12 protein-coding genes are annotated in these 17144 nt (G+C 72.4%); 6 read left to right on the forward strand and 6 right to left on the reverse strand.

The features are described from left to right. Positions 1-47 precede the first annotated feature (47 nt). The 3 genes from OG349_RS25625 to OG349_RS25635 form a co-directional block, all read right to left on the reverse strand. On the reverse strand, positions 48-701 hold the full coding sequence (locus OG349_RS25625; protein WP_327236822.1) for an HNH endonuclease family protein: 654 nt from the start codon (positions 699-701) through the stop codon (positions 48-50). 296 nt (positions 702-997) lie between these two features. After that, the gene (locus OG349_RS25630; RefSeq protein ID WP_327236823.1) at positions 998-1675 is read right to left on the reverse strand and encodes an HAD-IA family hydrolase; all 678 of its coding nucleotides are present in this window, start codon (positions 1673-1675) and stop codon (positions 998-1000) included. A gap of 97 nt (positions 1676-1772) precedes the next feature. Further along, positions 1773-3032, reverse strand: coding sequence for a peptidoglycan-binding protein (locus OG349_RS25635; RefSeq protein ID WP_327236824.1), 1260 nt, complete (start codon positions 3030-3032; stop codon positions 1773-1775). Between the two features lie 422 nt (positions 3033-3454). On the opposite strand from OG349_RS25635, the gene OG349_RS25640 reads away from it, so the two are divergent. Continuing rightward, positions 3455-5506, forward strand: a complete 2052-nt coding sequence (locus OG349_RS25640) for an MDR family MFS transporter (protein ID WP_327236825.1) — start codon at positions 3455-3457, stop codon at positions 5504-5506. A 30-nt stretch (positions 5507-5536) separates the two neighbouring features. Here the strand turns inward: OG349_RS25640 and OG349_RS25645 are convergent, their stop codons facing one another. Next, positions 5537-6061, reverse strand: coding sequence for a GNAT family N-acetyltransferase (locus OG349_RS25645; RefSeq protein WP_327236826.1), 525 nt, complete (start codon positions 6059-6061; stop codon positions 5537-5539). Positions 6062-6181: 120 nt separating this feature from the next. On the opposite strand from OG349_RS25645, the gene OG349_RS25650 reads away from it, so the two are divergent. From OG349_RS25650 to OG349_RS25660, 3 genes are all read left to right on the forward strand, one after another. Further along, entirely contained in the window at positions 6182-6802 is a 621-nt protein-coding gene (locus OG349_RS25650) for a hypothetical protein (RefSeq protein WP_327236827.1), read from the forward strand. Continuing rightward, positions 6802-7509, forward strand: a complete 708-nt coding sequence (locus OG349_RS25655) for a hypothetical protein (protein WP_327236828.1) — start codon at positions 6802-6804, stop codon at positions 7507-7509. The genes OG349_RS25650 and OG349_RS25655 overlap by 1 nt, the downstream gene beginning before the upstream one ends. 411 nt (positions 7510-7920) lie before the next feature. Continuing rightward, the gene (locus tag OG349_RS25660) at positions 7921-9978 is read left to right on the forward strand and encodes a bifunctional glycosyltransferase 87/phosphatase PAP2 family protein (RefSeq protein WP_327238723.1); all 2058 of its coding nucleotides are present in this window, start codon (positions 7921-7923) and stop codon (positions 9976-9978) included. Positions 9979-10008: 30 nt separating this feature from the next. Here OG349_RS25660 and OG349_RS25665 read toward each other — a convergent pair whose 3' ends face one another. Continuing rightward, positions 10009-11445 (reverse strand): prenyltransferase/squalene oxidase repeat-containing protein, encoded by a 1437-nt coding sequence (locus OG349_RS25665; protein ID WP_327236829.1) that lies wholly within the window; start codon positions 11443-11445, stop codon positions 10009-10011. Between the two features lie 484 nt (positions 11446-11929). On the opposite strand from OG349_RS25665, the gene OG349_RS25670 reads away from it, so the two are divergent. Next, entirely contained in the window at positions 11930-14344 is a 2415-nt protein-coding gene (locus tag OG349_RS25670) for an endonuclease/exonuclease/phosphatase family protein (protein ID WP_442806418.1), read from the forward strand. A gap of 739 nt (positions 14345-15083) precedes the next feature. Here OG349_RS25670 and OG349_RS25675 read toward each other — a convergent pair. Continuing rightward, the gene (locus OG349_RS25675) at positions 15084-15524 is read right to left on the reverse strand and encodes a carboxymuconolactone decarboxylase family protein (protein WP_327236830.1); all 441 of its coding nucleotides are present in this window, start codon (positions 15522-15524) and stop codon (positions 15084-15086) included. A 276-nt stretch (positions 15525-15800) separates the two neighbouring features. Here OG349_RS25675 and OG349_RS25680 point away from each other — a divergent pair, with 276 nt between their 5' ends. Next, positions 15801-17144 (forward strand): glycosyltransferase family 4 protein, encoded by a 1344-nt coding sequence (locus OG349_RS25680; protein WP_327236831.1) that lies wholly within the window; start codon positions 15801-15803, stop codon positions 17142-17144.

A 17144-nucleotide genomic window follows, 5' to 3' on the forward strand; every position in this document is an offset into this window, starting at 1 on the left:
GAAACGTTCTCCGGTCCGTGGCCTGTTCGTGGCCCGTTCGCCGTCGGTCAGCAGCCGTTCAGGATCGACTGGAGCGCGCTCTTCTCCGCCGAGTCGACCGACAGCTTCCAGTAGTACTTCACCTGCACCCAGGCGCGGACGTACGTGCAGCGGTACGAGGTGACGGACGGCAGCCAGGTGGCCGGGTCCTGGTCGCCCTTGGCCTGGTTGACGTTGTCCGTGACCGCGATGAGCTGCGGCCGCGTCAGGTCGTTGGCGAAGGACTGCCGCTGGGAGGTGGTCCAGCTGCTCGCGCCGGAACGCCAGGCCTCGGCGAGCGGCACCATGTGGTCGATGTCCACGTCGGCGGCGGCCGACCAGGTGGCGCCGTCGTACACCGAGAACCACCGGCCGCTGGTGGCGGCGCAGCTGGAGTCCTGGACGACGTTCGTACCGTCGCGCTTGAGCACGACCTCGCGGGTGTTGCAGGCGCCGGACTGGGTGATCCAGTGCGGGAACAGGTCGCGGCTGTAACCGCTGGAGGAACCTTCCGCCTTCACCGTCAACTGCGTGAGGTACGTACGGGCGGTGGCGGCGCTGACCGGCGTGGGGAGCGCGGCCTGGGCGGTGGGTGCGGTGAGCAGGGTGGCGGCCGCGGCGAGGGCGGCGGAGACGGCGAGGACGGCGGTGCGGCGAATTCCACGCGCGTAGACACCAGACATGCGAACTCCCTTGTGGTGGGGGTGTGGAGAGAGCTGTACGACGACCGCCCGCCATCGTTGCGGTGGCGGGTTTCGTGGGGGTGGGCGTCAGGTAACAGCGTGACGACATGTGCACGTCATATCAAGAGGTGGACGCGCGTTGATTCGGGGTGGTGTGGGGGTTGTTGCGTGTGGTGGGGGGCGTGAGGGGGCGCGGGGCGCCACGGGGAGGGGGCCCGCGCGGGGGCGGTGCGTGCCGGTCACCGTCGGGCGGCGGGCCGTGAGTTCGCCGGTGAGGCCCCGTGCCCTCCGTACCGTCAGGCCGTGATGTGGAGGCGGATCCCGCCGTCCCGGAGTGCTTCCACGCGGACGTGGGTGAGGTCTTCCGCGTGGACCGTGGGGGAGTGGGGCAGGGCGCGGGGGCCGATGCCGACCACGCGCGTGCCCGCCGCGAGGGCCGCCGTGATGCCCGCTTCCGAGTCCTCGAACGCCATGCAGTCCGCCGGGGCCAGGCCGAGGGCCGCCGCGCCCTTGAGGAAGCCCTCCGGGTGGGGCTTGCTGGAGGTGACCGACTCCGCCGTGACGCGGAGGGCGGGGAGGGGGAGGGCGGCGGCCTTCATACGGGTCGTGGCCAGGGTCTCGTCCGCCGAGGTGACCAGCGCGTGGGGCAGGCCGGCGAGGGACGCCATGAAGGCGGGGGCGCCGGGGACGGGGACCACGCCGTCCGTGTCGGCGGTCTCCTGGGCGAGCATCACGCGGTTGTCGGCGAGGTTCTGTTCCACCGGGCGGTCCGGGAGCAGGACGGCCATGGAGGCGTGCCCCTGGCGTCCGTGGACGACCTTGAGGGCCTCGTCCGGGTCCAGGCCGTGCCCGACCGCCCAGCGCCGCCACCAGCGCTCCACCACGGCGTCGGAGTTGACGAGGGTGCCGTCCATGTCCAGGAGGAGGCCACGGGTCGTCAGGACGGTCGCGGCGGGCGGGGTGGTGGCCGGCATCGGGGCGCTCCAGGGACGGGAGAAGAGGCAAGCGGCTCCGACCGCCGGTCAGGGAGTACGGGCGGAGCCGCTTTGTTCAGTCATCATACAAACTGGGTCAGTGGCGCCGTCCGGGGCCCTGGTGATCGCGTCCGGGCCCGTTTCCCTGGCCTTGCCCCCCTGCCTCGCCTTCCAGGGACCGGCGCGTGTCCGGGCCGTAGACGCCGCGCGGGTCGCCGCCGATCTTCCGGTAGATCTGGTACGCCGCGACCGCCACCTGCACGCGCTGGTCGAACTGGCCGTCCGGGGCGCCCTGGTAGAGCCGTATCCCGGCCAGCCGCTGCTGGAGCTCGACGACCTCCGGGCCGGAGTCGCCGAGACGCAGCGCACCGCCCGTGAGGGCGGCGGGAGGCGTGGAGGTCCGGGGCGACGCGTCGGCCGGGCGGGCGGTGGGGGAGGCGGTGGCCGAAGGCCGCTCCGACGGTACGGCCTTCGGCGGCGCGGAGAGCTTCGCCGACTCCGAGGCGGACGCTGTGGGCACGGAGCCTGCGCTGATCGTCGCGTCCGGGGACGCGGAGGGTGCCGGGGTCTCGCTCGGCTGTTCCGACAACGCGACGTCGGGGGCGGACGCGGTGGGCCGGGAGCCCGCGAGGCTCTCGTCCACGTGCGCCGGGTCGGCGTCGTCGGCGGAGAACAACCCCCCGGCGAACGCCGCCGTCCCGACCACGGCGACGGCGGCCGCACCCAGCACCACGGCCTTGAGGGGCCGCCGGCGACGTGGCGCGAGGATGTCGCGCGGCGGTGCGGGACGCGGCGGGGCGCCGTACGGTACGGGCGCCGCCAGGGGAGGCAGCGGACCGGCCGTGACAAACGGCGCGCGTGTCTCGTCGCTCCCGGTAGGCAGGGACACGTACGGCCGAACGCGCCGCTCGTCGAAGACCTCGGCGGCGGCGATCTCCTGGCTCCGCCCGGCCCGATGGGCCCGGGCGACCCGCCCGGCACAGAAACACCCGGGCCCGCCACCGACGGCGGTGGCGGTCCCACACTCAGGACAGACCCGAGCCGCGACGTCACCACCGGCGTGCGCCCGGTGGGCCCCACTCTCCCGTGCCACCGCACCCGCCCCGACCCAGGGCCCGCCATCAACTCCCCTGCCGGGTCCGGCGCCCGCTTCCGCGCCCGGCCCCGCCTCGGGTTCGGAATCGGGTGCGGCTCCGGGTCCGGCGCCCGCTTCCGCGCCTGCGCCCGTCCCCGGGCCCGGCCCGGCGCCCAGCCCCGATTCCGCTCCGGCGGCCGCCGGCCCGGCGCCCGGCGTCGCGCCCGGCGCCGCGTTCGTCTCCGCGGCCGGCTCCGCACCGGCGCCGGCGGTGGACCCCACGGTCGGCCCCTGGGCCGTACCGACACCCGGCTCGCCGGTCGCTCCGGCACCTGACCCGGCCTCCGCTGCCGCACCTGGCCGCGTGCCGGGCCCGGCGGCCGAGTCCGTCCCCGGCCCGGCGGTCGGCTCGACCCCGGGCCCGGCGGCCGACGCCGCGCCCGGTCCCGGTCCGAGTCCGGCAACGCCGGGCCCCGGCCCGTAACCGTTCCGTTTGTTGTTCAAAGTGGATCCCCTCCCCTTGAACCGGCGATTATGCAGGCCCCCTCCCCGGGCCGTGTCGGCGGCCGGGTGACCTGACGGGGGTTCGGCGGGGCATAACGGGACGCAGCGGTCAAGATGGGCAGGATGGGTGGGAGAGGCGCGAGGGGTGGGGAGGGCCGGCGGGGGGCCGGGTGGTGCGGGGGAAGCGGAGGAGGCGGCGCATGGCAGCTCAGGACGCGGGGGAGCGGGTCGCGAGTCCCGTGCCCGGCGAGGGGCAGAGCCCGCGTACCGTACTCGCCGCCATCAGCGCCCTCCTCATGGGCCTCCTCCTCGCCGCGCTCGACCAGACCATCGTCTCCACCGCCCTCCCCACCATCGTCAGCGAGCTCGGCGGCCTCGACCACCTCTCCTGGGTCGTCACCGCCTACCTGCTCGCCTCCACCGCCGCCACCCCCCTCTGGGGCAAGCTCGGCGACCAGTACGGCCGCAAGAAGCTCTTCCAGACCGCCATCGTCATCTTTCTTGTCGGGTCCGTCCTGTGCGGGATCTCCCAGAACCTGCCTCAGCTCATCGCCTTCCGCGCCCTCCAGGGCCTCGGCGGCGGCGGGCTGATCGTGCTCTCCATGGCGATCGTCGGCGACATCGTCTCGCCGCGCGAACGCGGCAAGTACCAGGGCCTCTTCGGCGCCGTCTTCGGTACGACCAGCGTCCTCGGCCCCCTCCTCGGCGGGTTCTTCACCCAGCACCTCAGCTGGCGCTGGGTCTTCTACATCAACCTCCCGATCGGGATCGTCGCGCTGCTCGTCATCTCCGCCGTCCTGCACATCCCCGTACGCCGGACCAAGCACACGATCGACTACCTCGGCACGCTCCTCATCGCCTCCGTCGCCACCAGCCTCGTCCTCGTCGCCTCACTCGGCGGCTCCACCTGGCCCTGGGGCTCCCCGCAGATCATCACGCTCGCCGCCGTCGGCCTCGTCCTGCTCGCCGTCTTCCTCCGCGTCGAGCGCCGCGCCGCCGAGCCCGTCCTGCCGCTGCGCCTCTTCCGCATCAGGACCTTCACGCTCGTCGCGGTCATCAGCTTCGTCGTCGGCTTCGCCATGTTCGGCGCGCTGACCTTCCTCCCCACGTTCCTCCAGGTCGTGCAGGGCGTCACCCCCACCCTCTCCGGCGTGCACATGCTGCCGCTCGTCGCCGGGCTGCTCATCACCTCCACCGGATCCGGCCAGATCGTCAGCCGTACCGGCCGCTGGAAGGTCTTCCCGATCCTCGGCACCGGCGTCACCGCCGTCGGGCTCCTCCTGCTCCACCAGCTCAAGGAGACCAGCGGCACCTGGGAGATGAGCGCCTACTTCTTCGTCTTCGGCGCGGGCCTCGGCATGGTCATGCAGGTCCTCATCGTGGTCGTGCAGAACTCCGTCAGCTACCAGGACCTCGGCGTCGCCACCTCCGGCGCCACCTTCTTCCGGTCCATCGGCTCCTCCTTCGGCGTCGCCATCTTCGGCACGATCTTCAGCAACCTCCTCCACAGCAAGCTCGCCGACACCCTCGCCCGCCGCCCGCTGCCCCCCGGCGTCAGCCCCGACAGCCTCGCCGAGGACCCGCGCGCCGTCACCCGGCTGCCCGCCGCCCTGCGCCCCGACGTCCTGCACGCGTACGCCTCCTCCATCACCGACGTCTTCCTGTACGCCGTGCCGGTCGTCCTGGTCGCCTTCGTCGTCGCGTGGTTCCTCAAGGAGGACAAGCTGCGCGGCTCGGTGACCGCGCCGGAGGCCAGCCAGACCCTGGCCGCCAACCCCGTAGAACGCTCCTCCCACGACGAGGTCGCCCGCGCCCTGTCCGTCCTCGGGACGCGCGAGGGCCGCCGCCGGATCTACGAGGACATCACCGCGAAAGCGGGCTACGACCTGCTCCCCGCGGCGAGTTGGCTGCTGCTGCGGATCCGGCGCCAGGGCGCGGTCGAGCCCGGCCTGCTCGCCGACTCCGTCCCCCTCCCGGTCACGGTCATCACCGACGCCGCCCGCCAGCTGGAGGAACGCGCGCTCGTCCGCCGCGAGGGGATCCAACTGACGCTCACCGCCCGGGGAGTTGACGCGGGCGAGGTGCTCGCGGACGCCCGCTCGGAGTCCCTGGCGGAACTGCTGGGGGACTGGTGGACCCCCGAACGGCCAACAGACCTCGTGCAGTTGGTACGGGAACTCACGGCGGAACTGTGCGGCTCCGACGGCGAACGCCCGCGCGGCCCGGACGCGCCGAGGGATCACGCCGCCTGAACGGAGCGGCCGGTGGGGGGTGTTGCCGGGTCAGTCCGTCAACTGCTTGCCGTACCAGATCTCGCTGTACGGGCCCGGCTCCCCGTACGCCGGGATCTCCCCGTACCCGTGCTTCCCGTACAGCCCCCGCGCCTCCACCAGGTCGAGCCGGGTGTCGAGCACGATCCGCCGCGCCCCGAGCCGCCGCGCGGCGGCCTCCAGGGCCGCGAGCAGCGCGCCGCCACCGCCGGTGCCGCGTGCGGCGGGGGTGACGTACACGCGCGTCAGTTCGGCCGTCAGGAGGCCGGTCGTCGGGAGGTCGGCCGGCCCTTCGAACTCCCGCGCGAGCAGCCGCAGCCCGCCGCACGCCGCCGCCTCGCCGCCGTATCTCCCCACCACGAACTCCCCGGTCGGCGGTACGAGCCCGTCCGGCGGGTCGTCCGCGAGCCCCGCGTCGGTCTCCGCCTCCGTCGCCGGCCGGTGCCAGTAACGGCTCGCCACCTCGGCGTAGTAGGCGCGGCGCAGGCGCGTCGCCTCCGGGGTGGCGAACGACTCGGGACGTACGGACCAGTTCATGGTCCTTTCCCTATCGGCGGCCCGGACTGTTTGGCCAACGGATTACGGGCAACCCGAATGCCAGAAGCACTTACTTACGAGCTTACGAGCCGGGACGAGTAGAGAAACAGGAAGGCAACCATGTCCACAGTCCTGATCGTCATCGGTCTGATCGTGGTCTTCGTGATCATTGTCGGCGCCGTCCTGTACGCCGGACCCGGCAAGGGAAACGGGCGGGGCGGGCTCAAGCGCCGGTTCGGCCCGGAGTACGACCGCGCCGTGGCGCGGCACGACGGTGACACCAAGGCCGCCGAGCACGAGCTGGCCGAGCGGGTCAGCCGCCACGGCGACCTGCGGACCCAGCCCCTCTCCGCCGAGCAGCGCGAGCAGTACGTGGCCGCCTGGGCCGGACTCCAGGAGCGTTTTGTCGACGCACCCCAGGAGGCCGTCGCCCAGGCCGACCAACTGTTGGCCCGGCTCGCGGCGGAGCGCGGCTACCCCGACACGGCGTACGACGACCAGCTCGACGCCCTCTCCGTCCACCACGCGCACGAGGTGGACGGCTACCGGACGGTCCACCACGCGGCCTCCGACGCCGGGAGCGGCGCGAGCACGGAAGAGCTGCGCGAGGCCATGGTCGGCGCGCGCCGGCTCTTCGAACAGCTGATCCTGGCCCGTCCCGACGAGAACGGTGGCGTCCGCCACGGGAGCGCCGGCCGGAACCGGAACCTTTCACTGCGACCCAAAGGGAGTGGTGCGTGATGACGTACGACCCGAACACCACCGATAAGACCGACAACAAGACCGACAACAACGACGGCATGAACAGCGCGAACGGCACGCGCGGCGCCGACAGGGCGAACACCGCGGACCGTACGAGCACACCGGACCGTACGACCGCGACCGACACGGGCACCACCGGCACCACCGGCACCACCGCCGCGGACCGGCCGACCGGGCCTCCCGCCACCCCCGAGGTGCGGGACAGCCGCGAGGTGAAGCGCTCCGTCCGTACGCCGGAGACCCCGTCCCGCGGCACCACCGCGGACACCGACAGGGACGCCACGGACCGTACGACGGCCGGCACGGACCGTACGGCGACCGGCACCGCCACCCGCCCGTCCGCCGGCACCACCGCCACCGACACCGGCAAGGCCCCCACCTCCGGCAAGGCCGACCACACCAAGGCCCGGTTCTTCCCGCAGGACGAGAGCGACAAGCTGAACCAGCGTCTCCAGGACGCGCTCAGCTCCTTCGTCGACGGGCCCAGGCGCTCCGTCGAGGAGGCCGCGGGCGTGCTGGAGGAGACCGCCGAGCGGCTGAGCAAGGTGCTCGCCGAGCGCCCCCGTTCCCTCCGCGCCGACTGGGACACCACCGGTCAGGACAAGGACGGCGGCAAGGACACCGAGGACCTCCGGCTCGCTCTCCAGAGCTACCGCGAGGTCACGGAACGGCTGTTGCGCATCTGACGCGCGGCTGAGGCACGCGCCCCCAGGGGCGCGGCCGTGACAGACCAGGAGGCGGCGGGCAAGGGACGGCCCGCCGCCTCCCTTCCGCATGTCCGCACATCGCCTCCCTTCCGCGGGTCCGTACATCCGCATGCCCGCGTACCGCTCGCGGGCGCGTCGTGGTTCGGGCCGGGGCGCGCCGGGGTGCAGGATTCCTTTCTGGAGTGATCCGGGTCCCGCCGGGTCCGTCTCTGCCGACGTGCATGCCGACGACATGGGCATCGAGACAAAACAGGGATGACAGTCAGGCGAAGAGGGGGTTGCCTGAGTCTTCCCGGAAGGGTGGTGCGAGGCTCTATGCCCCAGGGATGGCGTTTTCGGACGGAGGGTCGGCGCGGCGTGGCGAATGCGGAGCACAGCGTGAACGGCGGCATGGCGGCGGGCTCGGCGGGGGCGAGGCTCGGCACCGTACGCGTGGTGCTCTGGCTCGTGGCCGCCGTGCTCGCGGTGAGACAGGCGGCGGCGGTCCTGAGACGGCCGCCCGGTGAACGGCTGACCGACCTGGAGACCTGGGTCGGCGACAACGGCGTCCTGCACGTGACAGGTTCGTTGTACGACACCAAGGCCTTCACCGGCACCCCGTTCTCCGGTCTGGTGCTCAAGCCGCTGACCCGCGCGGCGCAGGAGAGCCTCGGCATCGCCTGGACGTTCGGCACGCTGCTGCTCGTCGTCGCGCTCGGCCTCGTCGTCGCCCGCGCCCTGCCGGGCCGCGCCTCGCGCCGTACGGGCCTGCTGGCCGCGCCTCTGGCGATCAGTCTCCTCATGCTGTCCCTGCCCGTACGCAACAGTTTCAGCCTCGGCCAGACCAGCATCCTTCCCGTGCTGCTCGTCCTGCTCGGCTGCTTCGTCGTACGCGGCGAGCGGGGCTCCGGGATCCTCATCGGCGTCGGAGCCGCCCTCCAGCCGGCCGTCCTGCTGTTCGCGCCCCTGCTCTGGTTCACCGGCCGCAAGAAGGCCGCCGTCACGTCGGTGTCCACCTTCGCGCTCTCCACGGCCCTGGCCTGGGCCGCCATGCCGGCCGACTCCTGGACGTACTGGATACACCATGTGGGCGGCGTCGGCCTCGGCGAGCCCGCCGACTCCCTCGCCAACCAGTCCCTGCACGGCGCCCTCCTGCGCGCGGGCCTCGAAGGGCCCCTGGAGATCGTCCTCTTCCTCCTCCTGGCCGCCGGTGTCGTCTTCCTGGGCCTGCGGCGCGCGGTGCGCTACGCGCGCGACGGACAACTGCTGCTCGCCGTCGCGCTGACGGGCTGTGTGGCCGTCGCGGTCTCCCCGACCGCGTGGCAGCACCAGCTCCTGTGGGTGCTGCTGGCCGTGGTCGGGCGGGTCGGCAAGAAGGCCAGGGACCGGCTCGTGTGGCCGGCGGTGGTGGTCCTGGTGATGACCCTGCCGGGGAAGATGCTGCTGCCGAACATGGCGGTGCTCCATCCCGTACGGGACAACGTGCTGCTCGTCGCGGCGCTCGCGGCGGCGTGCGGGGTGCCCTTCCTGTCCCTTACGTCTCCGTACTTCTACCGGCCCGTGCCGACCGAGTACGCGCGGCCGGTGCCGTCGCGCTGGAGCCGTATCCCGTTCGCGCCGTTCTGGCGGCGGGTCGTCAGCCGCCCGAACCTGCTCCTCGAACTGCTGGTCATCCGGGTCGGCTACTCGGTCTACGCGAAGATCCGGCTCGCCGCGGCCGGGGGCCGGGCGGAGGCCGAGGAGCACGGCCGGCAGGTGCACTCCGTCGAGCGGGCGCTGGGCATCGACATCGAGCACTGGGCCAACCGCGCGACGGTGAAGGCGGGGTGGGCCGAGGACTTCTTCAACTTCTACTACTCGACCTTCCACTTCATCGTGCCGCTCACGATCCTCGGCATCCTGTACGTGCGGCGCCCCGCGCAGTACCGCTGGGCGCGCTCCTCCCTGGGCTTCGCGACGATCCTCGCGCTGGTCGGCTTCTGGTTCTACCCGCTGGCCCCGCCGAGGCTGATGCCCGGCATGGGCTTCATCGACACCGTGCACGGCCCGCAGGACCTCGCGAGCCCGGACTACGGCGCGCTGACGCAGCTCACCAACCAGTACGCCGCGATGCCGTCGCTGCACTTCGGCTGGTCGCTGTGGTGCGGGCTGATCATCCTGATCCTGGCGCCGAAGTGGATGAAGCCGCTGGGGCTGCTGCATCCGCTGTTCACGGTCTCGGCGATCGTCGGCACCGCGAACCACTGGGTGCTGGACGCGGTGGGCGGGGCGACGGTCGTCGGTACGGGATTCGCGCTGACGTACCTGCTGGCGGGGCGGCGCGAGCTGCTGCCGAAGGCGGCCTCGCTGGTGAAGCCGGATCCGTTCCCGGCGGGGAAGGCGACGAGGTCGGCCAGGGCGAGCGACGGGACCACGGATACGGCCGGGACGACGGATACGGCCGACTCGGCGCGCGAACCGTCGTCCTGACGCCTGACGCCTGACGCCTGTGGCGACGGGTCAGAGCTGCTGGTGCTGGCCCGTCCTGCCCCGGTTGCTCAGCAGATAGCCGATCGCGACCCCCGCCGCCAGGCCGATGCCGATGACCCACAGGATGCCGAAGCCCGTGCCGCCGAGGCCGCCGCTCCGGATCTCGGCCACCGGCTGCGCGGTGATGCTCGGTACGGGGATGGGCGCGGGACCGGTGGCGTTCAGGAGCCGCACCAGGTCGAGACCGCCGAAGTTCCTCGGGTCCGTGCCCGTCGTGTGGGCGGCGAAGATCAGCTGGGCGTAGGCGGCCGGGCCGTTCTCGGCGGCCCAGGGGCCCGCGTTCTTCTTGAGCCACTCCAGGGCGCCCGCCGCCTGGTTCGCGTAACCGGACGAGGCCAGGGCGGCGACCGCGTCGGCGGTGCTCCCCGGGTCGGCCAGCGGGGTGCTGTCCGACGTGCCGGGCAGCGGCGGCCGGTCGAGGTGCCCGGTCCTGGCCAGCGCGGACGCGAGGTAGGCGGCGCCGTTGCGCGCCGCGCGTTCCGGGGTGAGGCCGGAGGTCCCCCGGCAGACCGGCGCGGGGCCCGCCTTCACCGGCGCGACCACCATGCGCTTGCCGACCCCGGCGAGCACGGCCGCGGCCGTGGCGTCGTTGTCGGCGACCAGTCGCCCCGTACCGGACGTACCGCCCTGCTGGTAGGCGAATCCGCCCGTGCGACCCGTCCTCTTGTCGCACGGCACCGCGAGACCGAGCAGGGCGTCGTAGGCGTGATGGTCCTCCGACGACCGGAACGAGCTGGGCCGGATGCCGGTGGCGCTCAGGGCGCCGATCACCAGCGAGGTGGAGTTCGCGTCGCTCGGGCCGCCGGGCGTGTGGCCCCAGCCGCCGTCCGCGTTCTGCACGCTCCGCAGCCAGTTCAGGGCGCTGAGCATGACGGGCCGCTGGCCGCCCAGGGTGGAGAGCGCCTGCACCGCCGCCGCCGTGGCGTTGGGGTCGGTGACCGTGTCCGCGTCGCACGGGGCGGCGGGATCGGCGCGGTACGTGGGGAACGCGCCGCTCGCGCACTGCTGCCCCTTCAACCACAGGATGGCGCTGTTGGCGGGCCGCTGGCCTGCCGCGTACTGCCCCAGCATCGCCAGCGACTGGCGCCACACCCCGTCCCGTGTCGGGTCCGCCGTGCCGTACAGGCCGGGCGGCAGCGCGGCGGGCCTGGGCGCCGTCAGACCGGCGGGCGTGGCGGGCGTCGAGGTGGAGGACGTGGTCGGGGCGGTGCCCGCGGGAGGGGAGGAAGGGGCGGGGGAGGAGGGAGCCGGCGTCGAGGGGTTCGCGGTCGAGGGGGCCGGCGTCGAGGAGGGCGCGTCCGGGGACGGTGCCCGTACATCGCCGCCCGCGACGGCCGTCTGAGCGAGAGTCACGCACAGCACGGCGGATGCGGCGAGTACGGCCGCACTGCGGCGAACGGTGGTCATGGCGGGCTGGGCCTCTCCTGCGGGAGCCGGGCTCAGGCACACTCAGGCACCAGGCTCCGGCCCCGTAAACCTCGACGATGCCGTCCACCGGCGGTTTCCGGTGGCGCGAGCCGGTCACGACCGTAGGCGGGACATTCCGGCTACCGCCGGTATTGCCCCGGCTTCTCCCCGTACGGACAGATGACGACTCGCACACTGTACCGGCCCCGGCCCAACTGCCCCCGAGCGGAGGGGCCTCCCGGCGCGGTCCCGTGGAGCGGTCCGAACCCCCCACGCGCGGGGCGGATCACGCGCGCCCCCCACGGACACGCCCCGCCGTCCCGCCCGACAACCAGGTTAAATCCGGCGAACACTCGGGAAACACTTGGCCTTTGGGCGGAAAGAGGTCTTGTTGGGAGTCTGTCTACGCGCGTATCTTGAGCCGACTTTCGGCCTTCTCACAGCAGAGAAAGGGCTCCTCGTGCCCTCATCCATACCCCCGGCCCTGCGCGGCAGACGGGCCAGACTGGTCGCTCTGACGGTCCCCGTCGGCCTGGTCGGCTCGCTCATGGCGCTCCCGTTCACCGCCGAGGCGAGCCCTTCACCGGACGCCGTGATCGCCGAGGTGTACGGCGGCGGCGGGAACAGCGGCGCCAGCCTGACCCACGACTTCATCGAGCTGGGCAACGCCGGTGACGGTCCCTTCGACCTGACCGGCTGGTCCGTCCAGTACCTCAGCGGCGCGCCGGGCCCCACCTCCAAGTGGCAGGCCACCCCGCTGACCGGGGCCGTTCCCGCCGGTGGCAGCTACCTGATCCAGGAGGCCAAGGGCACCGGCGGCGACACCGCCCTGCCCGCCCCCGACGCGACCGGCACGATCCCGCTGTCCGCGACGAGCGGCACGGTCGCCCTGGTGCGGTCCACCACTCCGCTGACCTGCCTGACCGCCGCCGACTGCGCCGCGGACACCAGCATCAAGGACCTCGTGGGCTTCGGTACGGCGACCGTACGGGAGACCTCCCCGGTCACCGGCGCCGGCAACACCACCTCCGTCAGCAGGAACGCCACGCTGACCGACACGGACGACAACGCGGCCGACCTGACCGCGACCGCCCCGGCCCCCCGGAACAGCACGGGCACCGGCGGCGGTGGCGAGCCCACCCCGACGCCGACCCCCGAGCCCACCAACACCACCCCCGGCGACCTCCGGATCCACGACATCCAGGGCGCCACCCGGATCTCCCCGCAGTCCGGGGCGACTGTCGGCAACGTCCCCGGTGTGGTCACCGCCGTACGCGCCACCGGCTCGTCGCGCGGCTTCTGGTTCCAGGACCCGCAGCCCGACCAGGACGCGGCGACCAGCGAGGCCGTCTTCGTCTTCACCGGCTCTGTCACCCCGCAGGTGAAGCCCGGTGACGCGGTCCTGGTCAGCGGCAAGGTCAGCGAGTACTACCCGGGTGGCGCGGCCGCGGGCGGCCAGTCCGTCACCGAGCTGACCGCCCCCACGACCGTCGTCCTCTCCTCGGGCAACCCGCTGCCCGCCACCGAGGTGATCGGCTCGCGCACCGTGCCCGAGCGGTACGCCCCGGACGCGCAGGGCGGCAACATCGAGCCCCTCACCCTGCTCCCCCGTACGTACGCGCTGGACTGGCTGGAGTCCCGCGAGGGCATGCTCGTCCAGGCCGGCGACAGCCGCGTCGTGGGCGCGTCCAACCAGTACGGCGAGACCTGGATCACCACCAAGCCCCGCCAGAACCCGACCGAGCGCGGCGGCACGTTGTACGGCGCGTACGACCAGCAGAACTCGGGCCGCCTGCTCGTCGCCTCGCTGACCGGCGCGAGCGTCACGGCCAACGTCGGTGACACGCTCAAGGGCGTCACCTCGGGGCCGCTCGACTACGGCAGCTTCGGCGGGTACTCCCTCCAGGCGACCACGCTCGGCACGGTGAAGTCCGGCGGGCTCCGGCCGGAGGTCGCGAAGAAGGCGAAGTCCGACGAGCTGGCCGTGGCCACGTACAACGTCGAGAACCTCGACCCGAGCGACCCGCAGGCCAAGTTCGACCGGCTGGCCGTCGGCATCGTCAAGAACCTCGCCACGCCGGACATCGTCAGCCTGGAGGAGATCCAGGACGACAACGGCGCGACGGACGACGGGACGCTCAGCGCGGACAAGACGCTCGCGCAGTTCACGGCGGCGATCCGTGCCGCGGGCGGTCCCACGTACTCCTGGCGGTCCGTCGACCCGCAGGACAAGACCGACGGCGGGGAGCCCGGCGGCAACATCCGCAACGTCTTCCTCTTCAACCCCAAGCGCGTCGGCTTCGTCGACCACCCGGGCGGCGACGCGACGACGGCCGTGAAGGTCGTCCCCGCGGGCAGGCACGGCAAGGACATCACGCTGTCCGTGTCGCCGGGCCGGATCAACCCGACGTCGGACGCGTGGAAGAGCAGCCGGAAGCCGCTGGTCGGCGAGTTCACCTTCCGCGGCGACCAGTACTTCGTCATCGGCAACCACTTCAACTCCAAGGGCGGGGACCAGCCGATGTACGGCCGCTTCCAGCCGCCGGTGCTCAGCTCGGAGACGCAGCGCCTGGCCCAGGCGAAGGAGGTCAACACGTTCGTGTCCGGCCTGCTGGCGAAGGACCGCAAGGCGAAGGTCGTCGTCCTCGGCGACCTGAACGACTTCCCGTTCTCGCCGCCGGTCGAGGCGCTTACGCGGGGGCGGGTGCTGACGGATCTGATGTCGACGCTGCCTCGTGACGAGCGGTACAGCTATGTGTACGACGGCAACTCGCAGACGCTGGATCACATTCTGGTGAGTCCGGGGGTGCGGAGGCTGTCGTACGACGTGGTGCATGTGAACGCGGAGTTCGCGGACCAGGCGAGCGACCATGATCCGCAGGTGGTCCGTATCGGCTGACCTTCGCCCCGTGGGCGGCGCGGGTCACTGATTGTCCTCAATCGCCGGACGGGCTTGGGTTTGTCGTGGTGGCGGGGGGTGGGGCCTGCGGAGGTGCGTATGTCCGGACTGCATGTTTTACGGCGCGTTCGGGGACCCCGGACATTCACGTTCGCCATGCGCCACAAAACACGCTTTACGTCCGGACACACGCACCTCCTCCGACCCCACCCCCCTCACGCCGAGGGTGAAGTGAACGGCCCCGCCGGTCCGGGGCGCCTCGCCTCCGCCCGGTGGACGGTGCCGCTTACCAACGTCCTCAATCGCCGGACGGGCTGGAGTGTGCCCCTGCCCGGTGCGCGGGCGCGGGTTACCGATGTCCTCAATCGCCGGACAGGCTGGATTTTGGCCTCTGCCCGGTGCCGGGTGCGGGTTACCGCGTCCTCAAACGCCGGACGGGCTTGATTTGTCTTGGCGCGGGCGTGGAAGGGGGACGGGCAGGGGTCGTGTCCGGAACGTAAAGCGTGTTTTGTGTCGCGTGACTACCGTGAATGTCCGAAGTCCCCGAACGCGACGTAAAACATGCAGTGCAGGACACGACCCCTGCCCGGCCCCCGGCAACAACCCGCACCCAAACCACCGGCCCGCAGCGGCACCATCAAGCCCGTCCGGCGATTGAGGACAATCAGTAACCCGCACCGGGCGCGCGGGCACAATCAAGCCCGTCCGGCGATTGAGGACAAAAGCGCGACCGCGGCGCCTACGCGGAAGGCGGCACCGGAAGCACCCCCCTCGCCGCAAAGACCCGCTTCGCGGCAAACGTCGCGTTCAGCGCCCGCGGCATCCCGCAATACACCGCCGCGTGCAACAACGCCTCCACGATCTCCTCCGGCGTCAGCCCCACATTCAGCGCCGCGTTGACGTGCACCTCAAGTTGGGGTTCACAGCCCCCCAGCGCCGTCAGGATGCCGAGCGTGACCAGTTGACGGTCGCGCGGCGCCAGCCCGGGGCGGTCGTAGATTTCGCCGAAGGCCCAGGCGACGACCTGGTGGCCCAGCTCCGGGGACACGTCGGCGAGGGAGTCGATCACCTTCCGGCCGCCCTCGCCGTCGACCCTCCCGAGCACGTCCATGCCCCGGTCGAACCGGTCCTGACGGGTCTCGGCGGGCTCACTCTCGCCGCCGGTGTGGTCGGTGGTCATACGCCCTCCGGATACGGTCTGCCGGCACGTCGACGTGCGCGCCGGTCCAGCACGAACCGTAAAACTTCGAGCGCGCTCCAGGTCAAGCACGACACCAAGCACGACACCAAGCACGACACCAAGCACGACACCAAGCACGACACCGAGCACGACCCGCCCGCGCGAGCACCGTGGTGCGAATCACCCGATCCGGCCACTCCACCCCCGCTACCTGCCGGTAGATTCGGACCCTGCGGACGATCACGTCCGCAAGCGCAGTGAAGAAGGGGGCCAAGTGTGACCGCTGAGGCCATCGCGGCGGACACCGGGGCCGCAGCGTCCAACAGAAAAAGCGGCCCCCTACGGATCGCCCTGCTCAGCTACAAGGGCAACCCCTTCTGCGGCGGTCAGGGCGTCTACGTCCGGCACCTGTCCCGCGAACTCGCCCTCCTCGGGCACACCGTCGAGGTGATAGGCGCCCAGCCCTACCCCGTACTCGACGCCGGAGTGACCCTCACCGAGTTGCCCAGCCTCGACCTCTACCGGCAGCCCGACCCGTTCCGTACGCCGAAGCGCGGCGAGTTCCGGGACTGGGTCGACGCCCTGGAGGTCGCCACCATGTGGACCGGCGGGTTTCCCGAGCCGCTCACCTTCTCGCTCCGGGCCCGGCGCCATCTCCTGGCCCGCCGGGGCGAGTTCGACGTCGTCCACGACAACCAGACTTTGGGATACGGGCTCTTGGGCGACCTGGGCGCGCCGCTCGTCACGACCATCCACCACCCCATCACCGTGGACCGGCGGTTGGACCTCGCCGCGGCAACGGACTGGCGGCGCCGCGCCTCCGTACGCCGCTGGTACGGCTTCACGCGCATGCAGAAGCGCGTCGCGGGCCGGCTGCCGTCCGTCGTGACCGTGTCCGGTTCGTCCAAGCAGGAGATAGGCGACGACCTCGGGGTACGGGCGGACCGTATCCACGTCGTCCCCATCGGCGCGGACGCGCAGTTGTTCTCGCCCGACCCCGCCGTGCCCGAGATCCCGGGCCGGATCGTCACCACCTCCAGCGCCGACGTCCCGCTCAAGGGCCTCGTGCACCTGGTCGAGGCGCTCGCCAAACTCAGGACCGAACACCCCGCCGCCCACCTGGTCGTGGTCGGCCGCCGGGCCGAGGACGGGCCGGTCGCGCGGGCCCTGGAGCGGTACGGGCTCGAAGACGCGGTCGAGTTCGTCAAGGGCATCTCCGACGCGGAACTCGTCGACCTGGTCCGTGGCGCGCAGATCGCCTGCGTGCCGTCCCTCTACGAGGGCTTCTCCCTGCCGGCCGCCGAGGCGATGGCCACCGGCACCCCGCTGGTCGCCACCACCGGAGGCGCGATCCCCGAGGTCGCGGGCGCCGACGGCGAGACCTGCCTGGCCGTGCCGCCCGGCGACGCGGGCGCGCTGGCCGCCGCGCTCGGACGGCTGCTGGAGGACCGGGAGTTGAGGGTACGGCTCGGCGCCGCGGGCCGGGAGCGCGTGCTGGCCCGGTTCACCTGGGCCAGGGCCGCGCAGGGCACCGCCGAGCTGTACCGCGCGGCGATCGCCGAGCGGCGCGACCGTACACGCGGGGGAGCCGCCACGGTGGCCGGGGGCGGCTCCCGCTGA

Source organism: Streptomyces sp. NBC_01317 (assembly GCF_035961655.1).
Taxonomy (GTDB): Bacteria; Actinomycetota; Actinomycetes; order Streptomycetales; family Streptomycetaceae; genus Streptomyces.

What these genes read in the sequence shown, in the direction of transcription:
- OG349_RS25625 (WP_327236822.1), bottom strand. Translation starts at nt 701, where the DNA reads ATGTCTGGTGTCTACGCGCGTGGAATTCGCCGCACCGCCGTCCTCGCC.
- OG349_RS25630 (WP_327236823.1), bottom strand. Translation starts at nt 1,675, where the DNA reads ATGCCGGCCACCACCCCGCCCGCCGCGACCGTCCTGACGACCCGTGGC.
- OG349_RS25640 (WP_327236825.1), top strand. Translation starts at nt 3,455, where the DNA reads ATGGCAGCTCAGGACGCGGGGGAGCGGGTCGCGAGTCCCGTGCCCGGC.
- OG349_RS25645 (WP_327236826.1), bottom strand. Translation starts at nt 6,061, where the DNA reads ATGAACTGGTCCGTACGTCCCGAGTCGTTCGCCACCCCGGAGGCGACG.
- OG349_RS25650 (WP_327236827.1), top strand. Translation starts at nt 6,182, where the DNA reads ATGTCCACAGTCCTGATCGTCATCGGTCTGATCGTGGTCTTCGTGATC.
- OG349_RS25655 (WP_327236828.1), top strand. Translation starts at nt 6,802, where the DNA reads ATGACGTACGACCCGAACACCACCGATAAGACCGACAACAAGACCGAC.
- OG349_RS25660 (WP_327238723.1), top strand. Translation starts at nt 7,921, where the DNA reads ATGGCGGCGGGCTCGGCGGGGGCGAGGCTCGGCACCGTACGCGTGGTG.
- OG349_RS25665 (WP_327236829.1), bottom strand. Translation starts at nt 11,445, where the DNA reads ATGACCACCGTTCGCCGCAGTGCGGCCGTACTCGCCGCATCCGCCGTG.
- OG349_RS25675 (WP_327236830.1), bottom strand. Translation starts at nt 15,524, where the DNA reads ATGACCACCGACCACACCGGCGGCGAGAGTGAGCCCGCCGAGACCCGT.